The 16,496-nt window shown below is 50.5% G+C and carries 16 protein-coding genes; 4 read left to right on the top strand and 12 right to left on the bottom strand.

Annotation, left to right across the window (positions count from 1 at the left end):
• Positions 1-203: 203 nt before the first annotated feature.
• Positions 204-1,151: a patatin-like phospholipase RssA gene (gene rssA / locus LZP69_RS03660; RefSeq protein ID WP_234198817.1), complete on the bottom strand. Its 948-nt coding sequence runs from the start codon at positions 1,149-1,151 to the stop codon at positions 204-206.
• A gap of 257 nt (positions 1,152-1,408) precedes the next feature.
• Here rssA and LZP69_RS03655 point away from each other — a divergent pair, with 257 nt between their 5' ends.
• The 3 genes from LZP69_RS03655 to LZP69_RS03645 all read left to right on the top strand — a co-directional run bounded on the left by LZP69_RS03655 (position 1,409) and on the right by LZP69_RS03645 (position 3,801).
• Entirely contained in the window at positions 1,409-2,752 is a 1,344-nt protein-coding gene (locus tag LZP69_RS03655; RefSeq protein WP_234198816.1) for a DEAD/DEAH box helicase, read from the top strand.
• Between the two features lie 61 nt (positions 2,753-2,813).
• Entirely contained in the window at positions 2,814-3,254 is a 441-nt protein-coding gene (locus LZP69_RS03650; protein WP_234198815.1) for a DUF3010 family protein, read from the top strand.
• A gap of 43 nt (positions 3,255-3,297) precedes the next feature.
• On the top strand, positions 3,298-3,801 hold the full coding sequence (locus LZP69_RS03645) for a M48 metallopeptidase family protein (RefSeq protein WP_234198814.1): 504 nt from the start codon (positions 3,298-3,300) through the stop codon (positions 3,799-3,801).
• A gap of 118 nt (positions 3,802-3,919) precedes the next feature.
• Here the strand turns inward: LZP69_RS03645 and LZP69_RS03640 are convergent, their stop codons facing one another.
• The 10 genes from LZP69_RS03640 to LZP69_RS03595 all read right to left on the bottom strand — a co-directional run bounded on the left by LZP69_RS03640 (position 3,920) and on the right by LZP69_RS03595 (position 14,567).
• Positions 3,920-5,176, bottom strand: coding sequence for a peptidoglycan DD-metalloendopeptidase family protein (locus tag LZP69_RS03640; protein ID WP_234198813.1), 1,257 nt, complete (start codon positions 5,174-5,176; stop codon positions 3,920-3,922).
• Between the two features lie 250 nt (positions 5,177-5,426).
• Positions 5,427-8,483, bottom strand: coding sequence for an AAA family ATPase (locus LZP69_RS03635; protein ID WP_234198812.1), 3,057 nt, complete (start codon positions 8,481-8,483; stop codon positions 5,427-5,429).
• On the bottom strand, positions 8,480-9,610 hold the full coding sequence (locus tag LZP69_RS03630; RefSeq protein ID WP_234198811.1) for an exonuclease SbcCD subunit D: 1,131 nt from the start codon (positions 9,608-9,610) through the stop codon (positions 8,480-8,482). Before LZP69_RS03630 ends, LZP69_RS03635 begins: the two co-directional genes overlap by 4 nt.
• A gap of 225 nt (positions 9,611-9,835) precedes the next feature.
• A complete protein-coding gene (locus tag LZP69_RS03625) occupies positions 9,836-10,183 on the bottom strand; it encodes a hypothetical protein (RefSeq protein ID WP_234198810.1) in 348 nt (115 codons plus the stop codon).
• Between the two features lie 28 nt (positions 10,184-10,211).
• On the bottom strand, positions 10,212-11,000 hold the full coding sequence (locus tag LZP69_RS03620; protein ID WP_234198809.1) for a YqhA family protein: 789 nt from the start codon (positions 10,998-11,000) through the stop codon (positions 10,212-10,214).
• A gap of 143 nt (positions 11,001-11,143) precedes the next feature.
• Positions 11,144-11,530: a ribonuclease E inhibitor RraB gene (locus LZP69_RS03615; protein ID WP_234198808.1), complete on the bottom strand. Its 387-nt coding sequence runs from the start codon at positions 11,528-11,530 to the stop codon at positions 11,144-11,146.
• Between the two features lie 18 nt (positions 11,531-11,548).
• On the bottom strand, positions 11,549-11,782 hold the full coding sequence (locus tag LZP69_RS03610) for an RNA-binding S4 domain-containing protein (RefSeq protein WP_234198807.1): 234 nt from the start codon (positions 11,780-11,782) through the stop codon (positions 11,549-11,551).
• A 37-nt stretch (positions 11,783-11,819) separates the two neighbouring features.
• Positions 11,820-12,371, bottom strand: a complete 552-nt coding sequence (locus tag LZP69_RS03605) for a GNAT family N-acetyltransferase (RefSeq protein ID WP_234198806.1) — start codon at positions 12,369-12,371, stop codon at positions 11,820-11,822.
• A gap of 10 nt (positions 12,372-12,381) precedes the next feature.
• Entirely contained in the window at positions 12,382-12,660 is a 279-nt protein-coding gene (locus tag LZP69_RS03600; RefSeq protein ID WP_234198805.1) for a peptidylprolyl isomerase, read from the bottom strand.
• Positions 12,661-12,746: 86 nt separating this feature from the next.
• Positions 12,747-14,567 (bottom strand): DUF885 domain-containing protein, encoded by a 1,821-nt coding sequence (locus tag LZP69_RS03595; RefSeq protein ID WP_234198804.1) that lies wholly within the window; start codon positions 14,565-14,567, stop codon positions 12,747-12,749.
• Positions 14,568-14,645: 78 nt separating this feature from the next.
• Here LZP69_RS03595 and LZP69_RS03590 point away from each other — a divergent pair, with 78 nt between their 5' ends.
• Positions 14,646-15,161, top strand: a complete 516-nt coding sequence (locus LZP69_RS03590) for a diguanylate cyclase domain-containing protein (RefSeq protein ID WP_234198803.1) — start codon at positions 14,646-14,648, stop codon at positions 15,159-15,161.
• Between the two features lie 86 nt (positions 15,162-15,247).
• Here LZP69_RS03590 and LZP69_RS03585 read toward each other — a convergent pair whose 3' ends face one another.
• Positions 15,248-16,495, bottom strand: coding sequence for a tetratricopeptide repeat protein (locus LZP69_RS03585; RefSeq protein ID WP_234198802.1), 1,248 nt, complete (start codon positions 16,493-16,495; stop codon positions 15,248-15,250).
• Position 16,496 lies beyond the last annotated feature (1 nt).

The following is a 16,496-nucleotide window of genomic DNA, read 5'->3' as shown; positions in this document are numbered from 1 at the left end:
ATGTTTTTACCTATGGTGATTTCACAGATGTTATAAATGTAAACTCAGCCACTGATCTTAAAAAGTTACCTTGACCAAAGCCAAAAACAGAGCTAGTGAAGGGAAAAAACGGGACAAACTGTGGACAAAATAACTGAGCCAAATCAAGAGATGATTTGGCTCAGTCAGTTAGATGAGAAGGTGTTTATTTTATCGCCTCCAGCCTAGATGTTATGTTCAGCAAACACAGATTCGATAATATGAGCCACCTGTTTTACCGCCTGCTCGCCGGCTAAAATCGCCTCATTGGCATGATGAAACTCCATGGTGCCGATATCGGCCACATTGGGGGTGATCAAGAGATCCGGCGGGTCCCCCATCAGGCGAATTCGCTTATGGCGCTGCTCGAGTATCTCCATCGATTGTGACATCACTGCCAGCATACTCGGCTGCCCCTTGCTGGCGAGAGAAAACTTGTCTGAGAGTCCGGCCACATAATCCCGGCCTCTGGCCAGCAGATCCACAAAGCCCACATCGTTCGCCTGCCCCTGCTCTGCACTTACCTCACTCTTAGTCTCTTTCTGACTGGATGACATAGACACAGGCAGCTGCTCCATGCGTGTCTTACGGTGACCAAAAAGGTCCACCGCTATCAGAATATCGACCCCCATAGCGCGACCGACTGAGATAGGCACAGGGTTAACTACTGCGCCGTCTACCAACCAGCGATCGCCAATTTTGACCGGCGGCAAGATGCCCGGCATAGAACAGGACGCCCGTACCGCATGGCGCAAACTGCCCTCGCGGAACCACACCTCCTGTCCGCGATAGAGATCGGTCGCCACCGCAGCAAAGGGGAGCTTCATATCCTCGATATCGAGATCGCCAATATGCTGCTGCATCACATCAAACACCCGCTCGCCGCCGATAAGTCCGCCCTTGCGCCAGCTCAAATCCATCAGTCCCAGCACATCCCAACTGGAAAAACTGCTGACCCATTGCTGCAGATCCTGCAGATTATCCTGAGCATAGGCGGCGCCCACCACGGCGCCGATAGAGCAGCCCGCCACCTTATTGGGCTTGATGCCCATGCGGCCAAGCTCGTTGAGTACCCCTATGTGGGCCCAGCCTTTTGCTGCGCCGCTGCCTAATGCGATGCCAATATTTGCCATGTCTCCTCCCTGGGTTCACAACTGACTCAAATGGCTTGTTTAATCATAAGATAAACTGAGATCGGGCACAGCCTGTTAACCAAAAAATATTTTAAGTGAGAGTGCAGGCAATCAAGGGCTAACAGTTAAATCTGAGCCCGCTCAAAATCTAATGCTAAAAAACTAACGCCAAACAGAGCTGAGGCCAGCCAAAGCCAATGGCTGAAATCCATAAGTCGATGTATAATGCGCCCTTACTATTAAGTTGGAGCACACCTTTGCTATTTTCAGATTTTTCACTCGATAAACGTCTACTCACCAGCCTGAAACACATGGGCATCGACACGCCAACAGAGATCCAGGCACAAGGGATCCCAGTCGGCCTATCGGGACGGGATCTGATGGCATCTTCAAAAACCGGTTCGGGTAAGACCCTGGCCTTCTTGCTGCCCGCCATGCAAAGAGTGATCTCCACTAAAGCCTTGAGTAAGCGCGACCCCAGAGTCTTAATCCTGTTGCCGACCCGCGAGCTGGCGACCCAGGTTTATAGTCAGTTGCGCCTGCTGATCGCCAATACCCAATATAAGGCGGTTAAAATTCTCGGCGGGGAAAACTTTAACGATCAGGCCAAGGCGCTGACAAAAGACCCACACTTCCTGGTGGCAACTCCGGGGCGTCTTGCGGATCATCTAAAACAGCATCATCTGCACCTTAATGGGCTTGAGCTTTTAATCCTTGATGAAGCCGATCGCATGCTGGATTTAGGCTTTGCCGAGCAGTTAAGAGAGATTAACAAGGCCGCCGATCATAAGCGCCGCCAGACCCTGATGTTCTCGGCCACTTTAGATCACGGCGACATCAACGAGATCGCCGCAGAACTTCTTAAAGAGCCAGAACACGTCGCCATAGGTGCCTCCCATGTGGAGAACCAGGATATCACTCAGAAGGTGTACCTGTGCGATCACTTAACCCACAAGGAGCAACTGCTCCAAGCCCTGCTCAAACAGGAGCAGCATAAGCAGGTGATCATCTTTACCGCCACCCGCAGCGATACCGACAGACTCGCCGGCGAGCTGGCTAAAGCGGGTTTTAGCACAGCCTCCTTGAGCGGCGAACTGAAACAAGCCGCCCGCAATCAGATCATGGATCAATTCAGCCGCGGTCAGCAGCAAATTCTGGTGACCACGGATGTGGCATCCCGCGGACTGGATCTGCTTAACGTCTCACTGGTGATCAACTTCGATATGCCTAAGCTGGCTGAAGAGTATATTCACCGCATAGGCCGTACCGGCCGCGCCGGGGCCAAGGGGGATGCCATCTCCCTTGTTGGCCCGAAAGACTGGCACAACTTCAAGCAGGTACAGCTGTTTTTACGCAAGCAGTTTGAACTGAGCGAAATCGACGGCTTAAAACCTAAGTTCAGTGGCCTGAAAGCCAAACCCGCCGCCAAGAAAGCAAATCCTAAAGCGGCGGCGAAAACCAGCAAGCGACAGGGTAAAGCCAAGGCAGAGGCCAAGCCAAAGAGCAACCGAGATAAACGCTTTATTACCGGCGTTGATGTGGGTGACGCGCCTATGCTGCGCAAACCCAAGGCAAAACTGCAAGATACCCCAGAAGAGTAAATAGCCCATTGGGTTATTTAAGGTTACAATAAGCGACATCTGTATTTTTTTAAGGTTTATCATGAGAGTTTGTGGCGTTGAGTTAAAAGGTGGCGAAGCCATCATCTGTTTATTGAGCTATGAAGGCGATACCTTTAACGTGCCAAGCTGCCGAACCCGGGCACTGACTGTCTCCGACTCGGCCAAGACCGACTCCATCAAGGAGTTTCACTTTGCCTTTTCCAAGCTGATGCAAGATTACAAGGTCGACGAAGTCGCCATTATTGAGCGTGAGCAGAAAGGTAAACTGGCTGGCAGCGCCACCAGCTTTAAGATGGAAACCGCCATTCAGCTCTGTGGTCTACCCGTGCAGTTGATCTCGGCGGTAAACATCAAGGCTCAACTTAAGCGTAACCCGCCTATGGTGGATTTTGAGGGGCTGGATCTTAAACGCTTCCAGAAAAATGCCTTCGAGGTCGCCTACACACTGCAAAACAAACATATCTTCGTCAAAAGCGAATAATGTAATCGATAGCCGGGTTTAGCCCGGCTTATACCTCTTTACCATGGCATTACTCCCCTATCTTCAAGGCTATAGCCCAGCCATTCTTGAGCAGGTCGAATCTCTTATCGCGCAGAGCCGTCTCGAAGAGGTACTCAAACGTCGCTACAGTGACCAGCACAGCATTCGCAGCGACAAAACGTTATACGACTATACGATTGCGCTGAAAAACCGTTACCTGAAGAAATCCCAGCCTCTGAGCAAAGTCTTGTTTGACGACAAGATCACCTTGAAAAAACAGGCGCTCGGGCTGCACAGCTATATCGCCAAGAACCATGGCGGCAAGACTAAATCGAAGAATGAGATCCGCATCGCCGCCAGACTCAAGCAGGTACCTGAGCCTCTGCTGCGCATGGTGGTGGTGCATGAGTTGGCGCATCTGAAAGAGAAAGATCATAACAAGGCGTTTTACCAGCTCTGCTGCCATATGGAGAGAGACTACCACCAACTGGAATTTGACCTGCGGCTCTGGCTGACCATGTTGGATCTTGCAACGGTTGGATCTTGAAACGGCCGGATATTGAAGCCGACTAGGATCAGGTTCGGGGAGCGAGGGCGCTAGAGGTTTATGGCCCCCTAACGGCTGCCAATCACTCCCACAGGACTGGCAACCACTTGAGCACGCCTTACACCAATCCCATCTGCAGCTTACGCTTCTGTACCAGCTGGCTAAAGGCCTGCATCTGTTTATGACTCAGGGTGCTGGCCATAGGAATGTTCGCCTTCATGGGGTCCACGGGGCGACCATTGACGTGAAACTCATAATGCAGATGCGGCCCGGTAATTCGGCCTGTACTGCCGCTTAAGGCAATCACATCCCCACGGGAAACCCTTTGTCCTTTATGCACTAACGCCTTGGAAAGGTGCAGATAGCGGGTTCGGTATTTATTACCATGATCGATCACCACATATTTGCCGGCAAAACGGTGCTCTGTCACCATAGATACGATACCGTCACCGGGTGCTATCACCTTAGTGCCATTTGGCGTAGCGAAATCGGTACCATTATGGGGGGAAGTGCGCCCAGTTACCGGGTGATGACGATGACGGTTGAAACTGGAACTGATACGATAGTTGCGCTGCAGCGGAATCCGCTGAAATGCTCTAGCCAGGCTACGGCCCTGCTCATCATAAAAGTTGCCATCGCTGTTTTGATAGGCATTGATACTGCTGCTGCCTCGCTGGATCATCACGCCAAGAATATCTGTGTTGCCCGTCATTTCTCCGTCGATATATTGCTCGCTCATCAACACAGAAAAATGATCGCCGGCACGTAGATCCCGAGAAAAGTTGAGTTTTTCTTTCAGCATAGACTCGATGCGCTGGATCTCACCGGCATTGAGACCGATACGCTGAGCAGACAAATAGAAAGACCCCTGAATTTCACCGCTTAAGGCACGATTTTGCCAGATCCCGTCGATATTGATCTCTTCGACCTTAAAACCGCCCTCTTCATAACGGCTGAACACCACCTGACGGGCAGCGCTAAAATAGAGTTCAAGCCTATCCAGTTGGCCGCTATCATCGAGCCAGAAACGTATGGTATTCCCCGGTATCAGAGTATCTAATGCCAGGATATTTAAGTCTGCCTCCAGCACCCTGTACATGGTCTGCTGATCGACATTCGCCTCAGTAAACAATCGACTTAGGGTATCGCCACTGACGATGGTTTTCTCAAAATCGGGCTGGTCAACATCCAGTCCTTCAGTCTCACTCGTCCCAATACTGGACACCAGGGCATCCATATCCAGAGCCACAGGAATACGCTGAGGCAAAGTCTGCTGTTGGCCCGGCAGTAATAAGGTAATACATACCAATAAACTCGCCCCTAGCAGCACCTTTTTATGTAAAGGTGGTAACTGAGCGAAACGAGTCAGATACATATTTAGAAAAGAACTTTTACCCTGGCGCAACCTAAGCCTCAACTTTGACCATAAAAATTATCTTATTTCACCAGCGCTTGTGAGCTGGAAAATCGATGCTCTTTTATATCAAAAAGCGGGCGATTTACAAACAGATCGACTGCACAAAAATGTAGGAAAATAATACAAAATCACCACAAACAAGCCAAAAACAGAACTAATGCACAAAAATTTGAGCATTTACAGCGGTTTTATTCCGACATTTTTACAATTAACCTAAGATAAGCTCGATTTTACTGCCCGCCGCCATTTTTATGATATCGATGCGACTGGGGATCTGCTCTTTCATCTCGCTCACATGGGAGATCACCCCGACCATACGTCCGGATGATTGCAGATCCACCAAAGTGCGGATCGCCAGCTCCAAAGAGTCCTGATCTAAACTGCCAAAGCCCTCGTCGATAAACAGGGTATCTAGCTTAATGCCACCGGCATAGGCCTGCACGACATCGGATAAGCCCAGCGCCATAGCCAATGCGGCCATAAAACTTTCACCGCCACTTAAGGTAGCGACTGAGCGAACCTTAGCCGTGTAGGCATCTTCTACCTCGAGCTCTAATCCTGAGGCTTTATTGCCCTTGGCCCTGTCCTCTTTTCGCAGCAAGCGATAACGCCCCTTGCTCATCAGCTGCAACCTGTGGCTGGCTTCGAGTAACACATCATCAAGCAGCACACTGAGCACGAAACGCTGCAGGCTTATCTTATTGCCTGTGTTGCCATTGGCAACATCGGCCAGGGTTCCCACAACCGCATATTGCGACTCCAGCTCGCCAGCCTTGCTATCGAGATCTTTGAGCTGCTGCTGTGTCTGCTGCAGCTGACGCAAACGCCCATTAAGCTGTTGCCAGCTTTCCAGCCGCTTGGCTTGCTCCGCCTGCAGCTGACTCTTCTGTTCGGTCAAAGATGCTATCTCTGGCATCTTAGCGTCCTTGATCCTCTCTTCAATCTGCCTGATATTGGCCTGTACACTGATAGCGGCCTGCTCATACGCTTTAATCGCCCGCTCTAACTCCGCCATCTGTGGCTCTGCCAGACTGGCCTGAATAAATAGCTGCACAGATGCAAAATTGGATTGCCTGAGCTGCTGCTCAAATTCATGAATTGCACCCTGCAGCTGCTTTTGCGTGCGCTCTAGGTGTTCAAGAGCCGATTGCAACTGCGCCTTGGCCGCAGCGCTTTCCTGCTCTGCCTTGGCCAGCTTCTCACGCAGGCTGTCAATCTGCGCCTGTAACTGCCCCGCCTTTTGCTGCGTTTGAGTGAGCAGCGACTCAAGCGCCTCGAGCGTATTCAGCTCAGCTGGGATCGACTCTGCTAACTGAGCTATCTGACCCGAAAGCACAGAGATCTGTTTTTCCCGCTCCCGGTAGCTTTCTCTGTCCGCTTCCAGCCTTTGGTTAAGTTGCTGCTCCTCTTGTTGCCACTTATCGAGCTGCTTCTCAAGTTTAATAACTTGCTGCTGCGCTAGCGTGGCCTTATCGAACGCCTGCCGTGCTTGAGCGAGCGCATCATCCAAGGCTTGCAGGGACAAGGCTTCTACCGCCCCCAGCTTCTGCACCAGTGCCATCTGGCGTTGCTCAATCCCACTCAGACTCTGCTGTAACAGACGATAATCGCTGCGCGCCTGATGCAGCAGAGCCAACGCCTGCGCCTCCTCGGCCTGAAGCGCCTCGCGCTCCTGCTCTGTTGGGATAGCCTCAGGGCTTTGGGCTAGATGCGGATGCTCCAGACTGCCGCATACAGGGCAGGCCTCACCCTGCTTAAGCTCGGCGGCCAAGAGCACAGCCTGCCCCTGATGCCAGCGCAGGGTTAGGCGCTTATTTTGCTGTTCCAGCGCCTGATGCTTTTCACTGAGCTGACTACCGCGCGCTTTCGCCTCATCTAGCTGCGCCGTTAACTTAACGCCCTCATCCTGCGCCGCCTGCCACTCAATAAACCACTCCCGCTGCTGCGTCTGGGTGTGGATTGCCTGCTGCAGCGTGAGTAACTGCTGACTTTGCTGCTCAAGCTCGGGCAAGTTAGCCTTAGCCTGGGTTTTCTGCTGTTCGAGTTCACCCAATTTGGCTTTTAAGGCGAGCCCCTGATGCTGCGCCTCCTCAAGCTGCTGCTGTTTTGTGCTTAACTCGGCGCGCATTGCTTCTAGCTGAGTTAACTGAGGCAAGATGGCCTGATATTGCTGAACCGAGCTGAGCGCCTGCTGTCTTTGAGTCTCCAATTCCGGCAAATTTGCCATCTCAGCCTGCACGGTTTTTAGCCCCTGCTGTGACTGCGCCTGTGCAGATGATGCCTTTTGCTGATGCTGCTGCGCCTCAAGCTGTTCGCGCTCCCGCGATTGCAGCGCCTGATAGCTAGCCTGTAATCCCTTAGCCTCCTGGGCGCCCTTTAACTTAGTCTGCTGGGCGGTTATCTCGGGCTGCTGCTGTGTTAGCTCATCGGCCCTTGCTTTAAGCTGAGCTAAGGCATCAAACTCCTGTTGCAGCTGATAGGCTTGCTCAAGCCTTGCGCTTATCGCCAAGACCTCTTGATCTACCTTATTTTTTTGCTCTGTGGCTAAGGTTAAGGCAGGCGCAAGCTCGGCTAACTCGTCACTGAGCGCCTGATCGCTTACCAGCTCACTGCCCTGCAAAATCCCATCGCGGCGGTTGCGGTTCGCTTCCACCTCTTTTTTTATGCCCGCGGCCTGGAACTTGAGCCTCTCCTCTATCCGGCGGTAAATATGGGTCTGGAATAGCTGGCTGAAAATTTTCTCCCTCGCCTTGGAGTCGGCCATCAACAGCTCACGAAACTTGCCCTGTGGCAGCACCATCACCTGACGAAACTGATCCACATCCAGTCCGGTTAGGGCCTCTATCTGCGCCGTTGCCTCGGAAACTTTTGCCGCGACCAGCAGCACCTCACTGCCATCGGGCTCGATTCGGCTCAGCTGCGCCTCGCTCTTTTGCGTCGTAAAACCATCGCCGCTCTTCTTGGCGCGAAGCTGTTCGGGCACCCGGCGGATCTGGTAGCGACGCTCGCCAAGTTCGAAGGTAAAACTCACCTCGGTCAGCCTGTCATCGCTGGCCAGATCACAACGCATCTGCGTCCCTTCCCGCTCATCTCCCGTGGTCTTGCCATAAAGGGCGAAACAGATGGCATCGAGTATGGTGGTCTTGCCCGAACCGGTCGGACCGTTGATCAGAAACAGCGGATTGCGCCCAAGGGCATTAAAGTCGATTGTCTGCTCTGTGGCGAAGGGGCCAAAGGCCGACATGGAGAGTGTAATGGGCCTCATTGGTTATCCTCCGCCTTGTGCAAGTTATCGAGCAGCTCTGTCATCAAGGCTTGTTGCGACTTGCTCATCGGCTCACCCGCCACCTGAGTGAAAAAATCGCTGAACATCTCAAACTCGCCTTTCTTTATCTGATCGCCGCGCAGGGCTAATTGATCGCTTCTGGCCATCAAACCTGTGCGCTCAAGGTGAAGCACATTGGGATAGACGCTGCGCAGTTTCCCCATGGGATCTAAGATGGCGCTCTTATCGAGCAGGCGCACCATAAGATAATCCTCGCGCCCAGGGTCTTTCACCCCATCAATTAGCAGCTGCTCTAAAAATCCTTCGATAATGCGCACATCCCTGATGGGCGTGAGCGGCAAGAGCTCAATGGCAGGCTCGGCGCCCTCGAGCTCTACCAGGGTGACAGATTTTTTCTGGTGCTGCTCACTGAAGGAGTATTTTAAGATTGAGCCACTGTAGCGAATATGTTCACTGCCCTTATATTGCGGCCCGTGAAGATGCCCGAGCGCCGTATAGGTAAAAGGTTCAAACAGACTGGGGGAGATCTTATCGGCGCCGCCGATACTCAAGGGGCGCTCAGATTCTGACTCGCTGCCACCATCTAAGAAACAGTGGCCAATCACCACCTTAGGCAGACCTTGACTGTCGTGCTCAGTAATGGCCTCAAGCAGCTTAGCCATCGCCTCTTCATGGCTGCTGGCCTCACACTCAAACACACTACGGACAGTTGCAGGCTCGGCATAGGGAAGCGGATAAAACAGCACATCGGCGATTTTTATCGGGGAAATCTTTTGGGTTAACGGCCCGATAATATAGAGGCCGCTTGATTGCATCTGCGCGGCGGCAAAGCCCAAACGTTCATGGCCATCATGATTGCCGGCGATCAAGATGACAGGAATACCCACCTCATGCAGCAGCTGATTGAGCACTTCATCGAGCAAAGTGACGGCATTGGCTGGCGGCACAGAGCGATCGTAAATATCGCCGGCGACGACTATCGCATCTACCTTGTGGGTTTTAGCCAGCTCGACAATCTGTGCCAACACATGACGCTGATCGTCAAGCAGGCTCTGATTATGTAACTGACGGCCAATATGCCAGTCTGAGGTATGGATAAATTTCATCGGCGCTCTATTTATTTAAAAGTATCTAGAAGAAAATCTGTTTTTAAGAAAATATCAGTGCCCGGATAGCGAACACTAGCCAGAAGACACTCAATCAGCGAGTAAGTAACGACTATAGTAAGAAATAGCCGACCATTAGGCAATCGGCTTAAGTGGTTAGCGGTTCGGCTTAAGTGGTTATCGGTGAAGCTATTTTTTCAGCGCAACGTCCAGCTTAATCTGTTGCTAGGACTCCTGATACTTAGCCTGATATCTAGCGATAACACCGCTGCGAACTAGGGCTCGATGAACATTCTTGGCCAACTTGGCAAAACGGCTTATCTCGCCCAATTGCGGCACCTCGCCGTTATCCAGTGCTGCCTGCCAGTAGCTGAGTTCGCTATCGATCAGCTCGAGTAGTTTTTTCGAGCAACCTATGCAGTCCCCTTTGGGGCCGCAGATAAAGGTCTCTGGCTCGGTTAATGGCAAAGCCTCACGCACCTGCGCCATCAACCGCAACATGGCGGTGCGTCTGTCTGGCTTAATTGATGCCGAGGCTAATGAGGACCTGGATGTCAGCTTCACTCTATTCATGTCGTTACTGTACTCATACTATTACCAGTTAGAGGGATGACAGCCAGGCGCCGACATCATACTGATCCGTCAGAAGTTTAATACTCATGGCGATAGACATGACCACCACCAGAGGTTTAATGATTTTACTGCCCTTAGTCATCACCATGCGAGATCCCAGAGTTGCACCGAGCGCCTGACCCACAAGCATGGCAAGGCCCAGAAGCCAGATCACCTTGCCTCCCAGAGCGAAAAAAATCAGCGAGGCTATGTTGGTTGAAAAGTTCAGAATCTTAGCATGGGCGGTTGCCTTAGCTAAACCATAACCGGCCAAAGTCACAAAAGCCAGGGCAAAGAAACTGCCAGTCCCTGGACCAAAGAAGCCATCATAGAAGCCCACCCCGAATCCGGCCGTAAAACCAAAGGCGGTCGGAGTAAGCAGCTGCTGCTTATCCTCTTCGTCTATCTTCTTGGAAAACAAGAAATAGCCGCCTATGGCTAAAATGAGAAATGGCAGCAACAGGGCGAGCACAGAGGTGTCTATGGCCTGCACTGCAACAGTGCCCAGTGCTGAGCCGACAAAGGCACAGAAAATCGACCACTTCATCTTACTCAGGTTGACAAAGCCTTTGCGCACGAAATAGAGGCTGGCAAAGAAACTGCCGCCACAGGCCTGCAGCTTGTTAGTGGCCAGCGCCGCCGTAGGGGGTAAACCAGCCCACATCAGGGCGGGAATGGTAATGAGCCCGCCGCCACCGGCGATTGAATCGATAAATCCGGCGATCATGGCAACCGCGAACAAGATGGCAACTAACTCATAGGTTAATTCAAAGGACATGATAGCTTGGATTCCTGCGCAAGATAAATAAAAGCCACTAACGAAAATAGTGGCTTAAGGATTATCACTTAGGTAAGGACCGAATGAAACAGCTTTAAACAATAACACTCAAGATTCAGTATTATCGCCCAGAGGATTAATGCTTAATGCTGGCAATCGTCACTGCATTCATGCTCATCATCGGCAAATTCATCATCGCCTTCCTGATGCTGCATCACGCCCCAACCATCGGTGGCGCCACCAAACTCGGCGGCAAACTCATTGAGTTCCAGCTCCTGTTCAACGATAGCCTGATACTCAGGCACCATATTAATACAGACGATCAATTCCCACTTGCCTATCTCATCGTTAAGCTGCAGCTCAAACTCACCCTCTAAATCAGATTGTGCCAGCTCCTCGGTTGCCGATTCGGCATCACGCTGATCGTCAAATACCAGGAAAAAATCCACATCCAGTGCTTTGGTCAGATCGATACCCGCATCGGCCATAGCCGCCAACATCTTGCCATTGTCATCATCAGGATATTGCATACTAACCCCCTTAAAACCCTATTCTGCTGCGACTATAGTGACACTGTCACCGTTAAAACTAACCACCTGCCCCGCCGTGATTTTTTTACGCTTGCGAGTTTCCACTTCACCATCCACTGTCACCAGCCCTTCGCTGATAACAAACTTGGCTTCACCGCCGCCGGCTGTCATGGATAGTACTTTTAACACTTTATAGAGCTCAATAAACTCTTCACCCGGCAAAAGCGCCAGCGTCTGTGAACTTGTTGTCACTGTTTCTACCTTACTTGTGTCTTAAAACTCTTGTTGCTTAGCCGGTGATTCCCGCCGAATAACGATCATCAGCGAGTAAACCATAGTAGCAATCATCGACCCACTGCTCGCCTAACTTATAGTTGTGACGCAGCAATCCCTCAAGCTGAAAACCACACCTTTCGAGTACCCGTCTTGAGCCCTGATTCTGCTCGGCGCAAAGGCCGATAAACTTATGTACCTGTAACGACAAACAGGCCCAGTCGATCACAGCCGCTAAGGCCTCGGTCGCATAACCTTGACCCTGTCCCTGATGACTTAACATATAGCCGACTTCAGCCTGTTTAAGCTCAGCATTGCTGGCATAAAAGCCGGTAAAGCCAAGGGCCTGACCTGTGGCGTTCTCTTCGATAGTGAGTGTTAACCAGTCACCGGATTCATAATGCCAGGGCTGCAATCTCGCATCGAACTTGGCCTGTATGGTTTCTATGGGGTCCGGTGTTCTGACATATTGATTCAGCAGAGGATCTTGATGTATCGCTGCAAACAGCGACCAATCCTGATCCTGCAGCGTCCTGATCTTCAGCCTATCGCTATAGAGGGCCAACATTTGAACTGAATTAGCCGCGGCTGGTAACTTCCAGCAGGTGGTAACCAAACTGTGTCTTAACCGGCCCCTGCACCTCATTGAGTGGCGCACTGAAAACCACTTCATCAAACTCACGCACCATCATGCCAGGGCCGAAAGAACCTAACTCACCACCTTGTGCACCCGATGGACAAGAAGAGTGAGCTTTGGCTAATTCAGCAAAATCAGCGCCTTCTAAAATCTGTTGTTTAAGCTGCTGACACTGCTCTTCGCTGCTTACTAAAAGGTGACGTGCTGTGGCTTGTACCATCTTGTGCTCCTAAAATTATCAGAGAGAAAAATAAAACCCAGCAAGTATAACATTTGCTGGGTTTAAAAAACGATGCCAGTGCAAAATTAGCCTTGCGTTGATGCGATCCAGTGATGAATTTTCTGCTCCATCACCGCCATTGGCAGCGAACCTGAAGTCAAAATTTGATCGTGGAACTGCTTGAGATTGAACTTATCACCCAGCACCTTCTCAGCTTCGGCGCGCAGCGCTAAGATCTTAAGTTGCCCTACTTTATAGGAGAGTGCCTGACCCGGCAGCGCCATATAACGCTCCACTTCGGCGATAATATCTGTCTCGGCCAGCGGCGAATTATCTTTCATGTACTGAATCGCCTGCTCGCGGCTCCAACCTTTGGCGTGCAGGCCGGTATCGACCACCAGACGCATGGCGCGCAGCATCTCGTCGGAGAGTTTACCAAAGTACTGATAAGGGTCTTCAAACAGCCCCATCTCTATCCCAAGATACTCGGCATACAGCGCCCAGCCCTCTTCGAATGCGGTATAGCCGCCAAAACGTTGAAAATCAGGCACGCCGGTCAGTTCCTGCTTGATGGCGATCTGAAAATGATGACCAGGTGCGGCTTCATGTAACGACAAGGTGGTTAAGCCCCATTTAGGCTGCGCCTTTAGGTTATAGGTGTTGATATAAAATACCCCAGGACGAGAGCCATCTACCGCAGGCGCCTCATAGGATGCGCCCGCCGCCGATTGTTCGCGGAAGCTCTCAACCGGCTTGACCACATAATCAGCCTTAGGCATCACGTCGAAATAGTCAGGCAGCACTGCGTTGATCTTCTCTTTGAGCACCATGTAAGCGTCAATTAAGTCTTGGCGCTCGGTGAAGAAATATTGTGGCTCAGATGAAAGCGAGGCGAAGAAGGCCTTTAAGTCGCCCTCGAAACCCACCTGCTGGCGAACCTTGTCCATCTCAGACAGGATCCGCGCCACCTCAGACAGCCCCACCTGATGGATCTCATCGACCGACATTGTGGTTGTGGTATGAGCATTGGCAAGATGCTGATACCAGAGTCTCCCATTAGGCAGCCCCCACCAACCATCGCTGGAACGTGCTTTGGGTAAGTAGGTGTCCTGGAAATAGTCTTTGAGTTGTGCCAAGGCGGGCAGTAAATCTCCTTCGATAAAGGCACTGTATTTCTCAATCAATACTTGTTTTTCTTCTGCGCTGAAACTGTCTGGAAACTGGTTAATGGGCGCATAGAACAAGCTGTCTTTCGCATCGGAAACCAACTGAGCCTGCAACTGAGGAATGATGCGCTCAACTAATACCCTCGGCAGTACCACTTTGCTGGCGATCCCCTCATCCATGCGGCTCTGGGCTAACTTGGTCCACTGGACAAAACCGCTGAGACGCGATAGCCAGTTCTCATAGTCTTCGACCGTCTTAAAAGGCTGAGCACTCTCGCCGCTGCCAAGCTGCACCATGGTAAACAAGGTGCTGTAAAACTGGTTCATCGGCATGAAATGTTCGGGGAAGGTTTCACCCACTAAGGCAATGTTTCTATCGTAGCTGAACATGTCATAGCTAAGTTGCAGTGATTCAGGCAAGGCACTGCGATCGATTGCCTTCACCGCTTTTAAATATTGGCTGTTCAGTTCGTGGCGCTGTTTGAGATAGGCTTCGGTCAATGCGCCGCCAAACTGATCGTTATAATCATTCACCCCGACAAAGGTGGCATAGATAGGGTCAAGTTTGAGTGAGTCTTTAAAATAACGATCCACTAAGTCTAGATAGGCCTGCTCTGCACTCTGAGACATTTGGCTGGCCGGTGGCTGCGTGTCTGTTGTCGTCTGAGTCGTATTCGATTGGTTACACCCTGTTAGCGCGAAACTTGCTGTGATGACAATCGCGAGAATGCTTCTCTTCATTTTGTTATATCCCTTATTTGCAGTGCAATTGATCGTTGTTTTCTATACTTAACTTTATTGATGTGTAAGGAGTGGCCCATGATCTACTCATTTAGTAACTCAGGATTTCGTGACCCAGAGACAGGCGTTTATAATCAGACCTACTTTATGGAGATCTTCCATCGCGAGTGGCATCGCCATATCCGAGAAAAGCAATCCCTCGCATTATTGTATCTGTGCCCTCACCTCGATGAAACAGTTAAACAGCCTCACCTATTGGAATTATTGATAAAAGAGGTCCAGGAAGCCATGATGCGTACGACCGACTTAGTCGCCCGATTCAACCTGGACAATTTCGCCCTCGGCCTGTTCAATATCGACAGACGCGGCACACAGACAGTGATAAAGCGTATTGAGTCCAAGATAAATAACTTTAATCTGCACTATCAGAAGAATCACTCGGCTCAAATAGACTATGAAATTGCGGCGAATGTGTGCCAACCTACAAGCGAAATCGACATAGAGTCCCTGTTTGAAGAGACTAACCTACTTTGCCATCAGCTTGAGCAGCAAAAATCCAGCCACAGTGCTATCGGACAGTTCGATCTGCACTGATTTCCTCTTAACCAAATGCACAAAAAAGAGAACAAGCACAAAAAAGCCCCTTACGGGGCTTTTTTACTATCTCTATCAAGCGAGGCTTAGAGCGCGACGTTATAAATACGCGCTTTCTCTTTGATATAAGCCAAGTAGCTTGTAGCAGAACGCTTAGTCTTCTCATCTTTAGCAGCCTTCAAGCAAGCATTGTATGCTGCTTTCAATTGCTTAGTGCCAAGATAGGCTAAGGCCAACTCAAATTCTACTTCACCTTCACTCACATCACCGGCAGCTAAGGCCTCTTTAAGAACTGGAATCGCTTCCTTAAAATTCTCTTGTAATGTCAGCAAACGCGCTTGTTTAAGATAAAGCTTACCGTCTTTATTCACATCAGCCGCTTTACCGTAATAGGTAGCCGCTTCTTTTAGCTCTTTAGCATTGTGATAGAAACCCGCAAGGATAGAGAAACTACGTTCCTCTTCTTTAATCAGGCCGCTCTTCATATGCTTTTCATAGATTTTTGCCGCACGGTATGGCGAACCACTCTGTGCTAACAGCTGAGACAAACGCGTAATGTTTGCCGCAGTCTCCAAAAATCCATTCTTATAAGCCAGATCATAGGTAGCTAATGACTTCTCATAATTTTCAGTCATCAAATAAAACTGCGCTAATTGTACCCAAAGGCGACCATCATCCTGGAACAGTGGCACCATAGTCTCGAGTACTTTAATGGCATTTTTATAATCTTTCTTGTTGAAATAAGCCGTCAGTTTCATCTGGTACAAGCCTTTATCTGGCTTAGTACTGATGGCAAGACCTTTATCAACAACCTGAAGCACCTTATCCCACTCTTTTAGCTCAGAGTAAGCGATACCAATACGGCGATACACTTGGGCATCTTCCTTACAGGTAAACTTCATCCAGGCATAATATTGTGGAATCGATTCTTTAAATTGCTTCTCCTGAATCAGCAAATCCGCATACAGACGCATAGTAGATGCGTGATCTGTACCACCGAGAATATCGGCATCAACCGCCTGTTTCAGGTGCTTGAGTGCAGTCTGCATCTGGCCTTTTTCAGCGTAGAAGTTACCCAGCATACGGGCAATATACGCCTTATCAAAGGCATCGCGAGGATCGGCTTCAAGCAGTGAAGCGATCGCTTCATCGATGTTGCCCTCTTGATAAGCTTCGAAAGACTTTTGAACTTTCTTCGCCGAGCTTTGACCTATGGCCTTAGCCTGACGAGCATCAACAGGACATTTCTCGTTTGCGTATGCTGCTGGAGCTACAGCTAAACTTCCCCCAATGGCAAGCAATAGGGCAGCAGCAAGTGTGTTAACTTTTTGCATC

This window comes from Shewanella sp. AS1 (assembly GCF_021412565.1).
Lineage (GTDB): Bacteria > Pseudomonadota > Gammaproteobacteria > Enterobacterales > Shewanellaceae > Shewanella.
The sequence above is the reverse complement of the archived record's forward strand: the minus strand, read 5'-3'. Positions and strand labels throughout refer to the sequence as shown.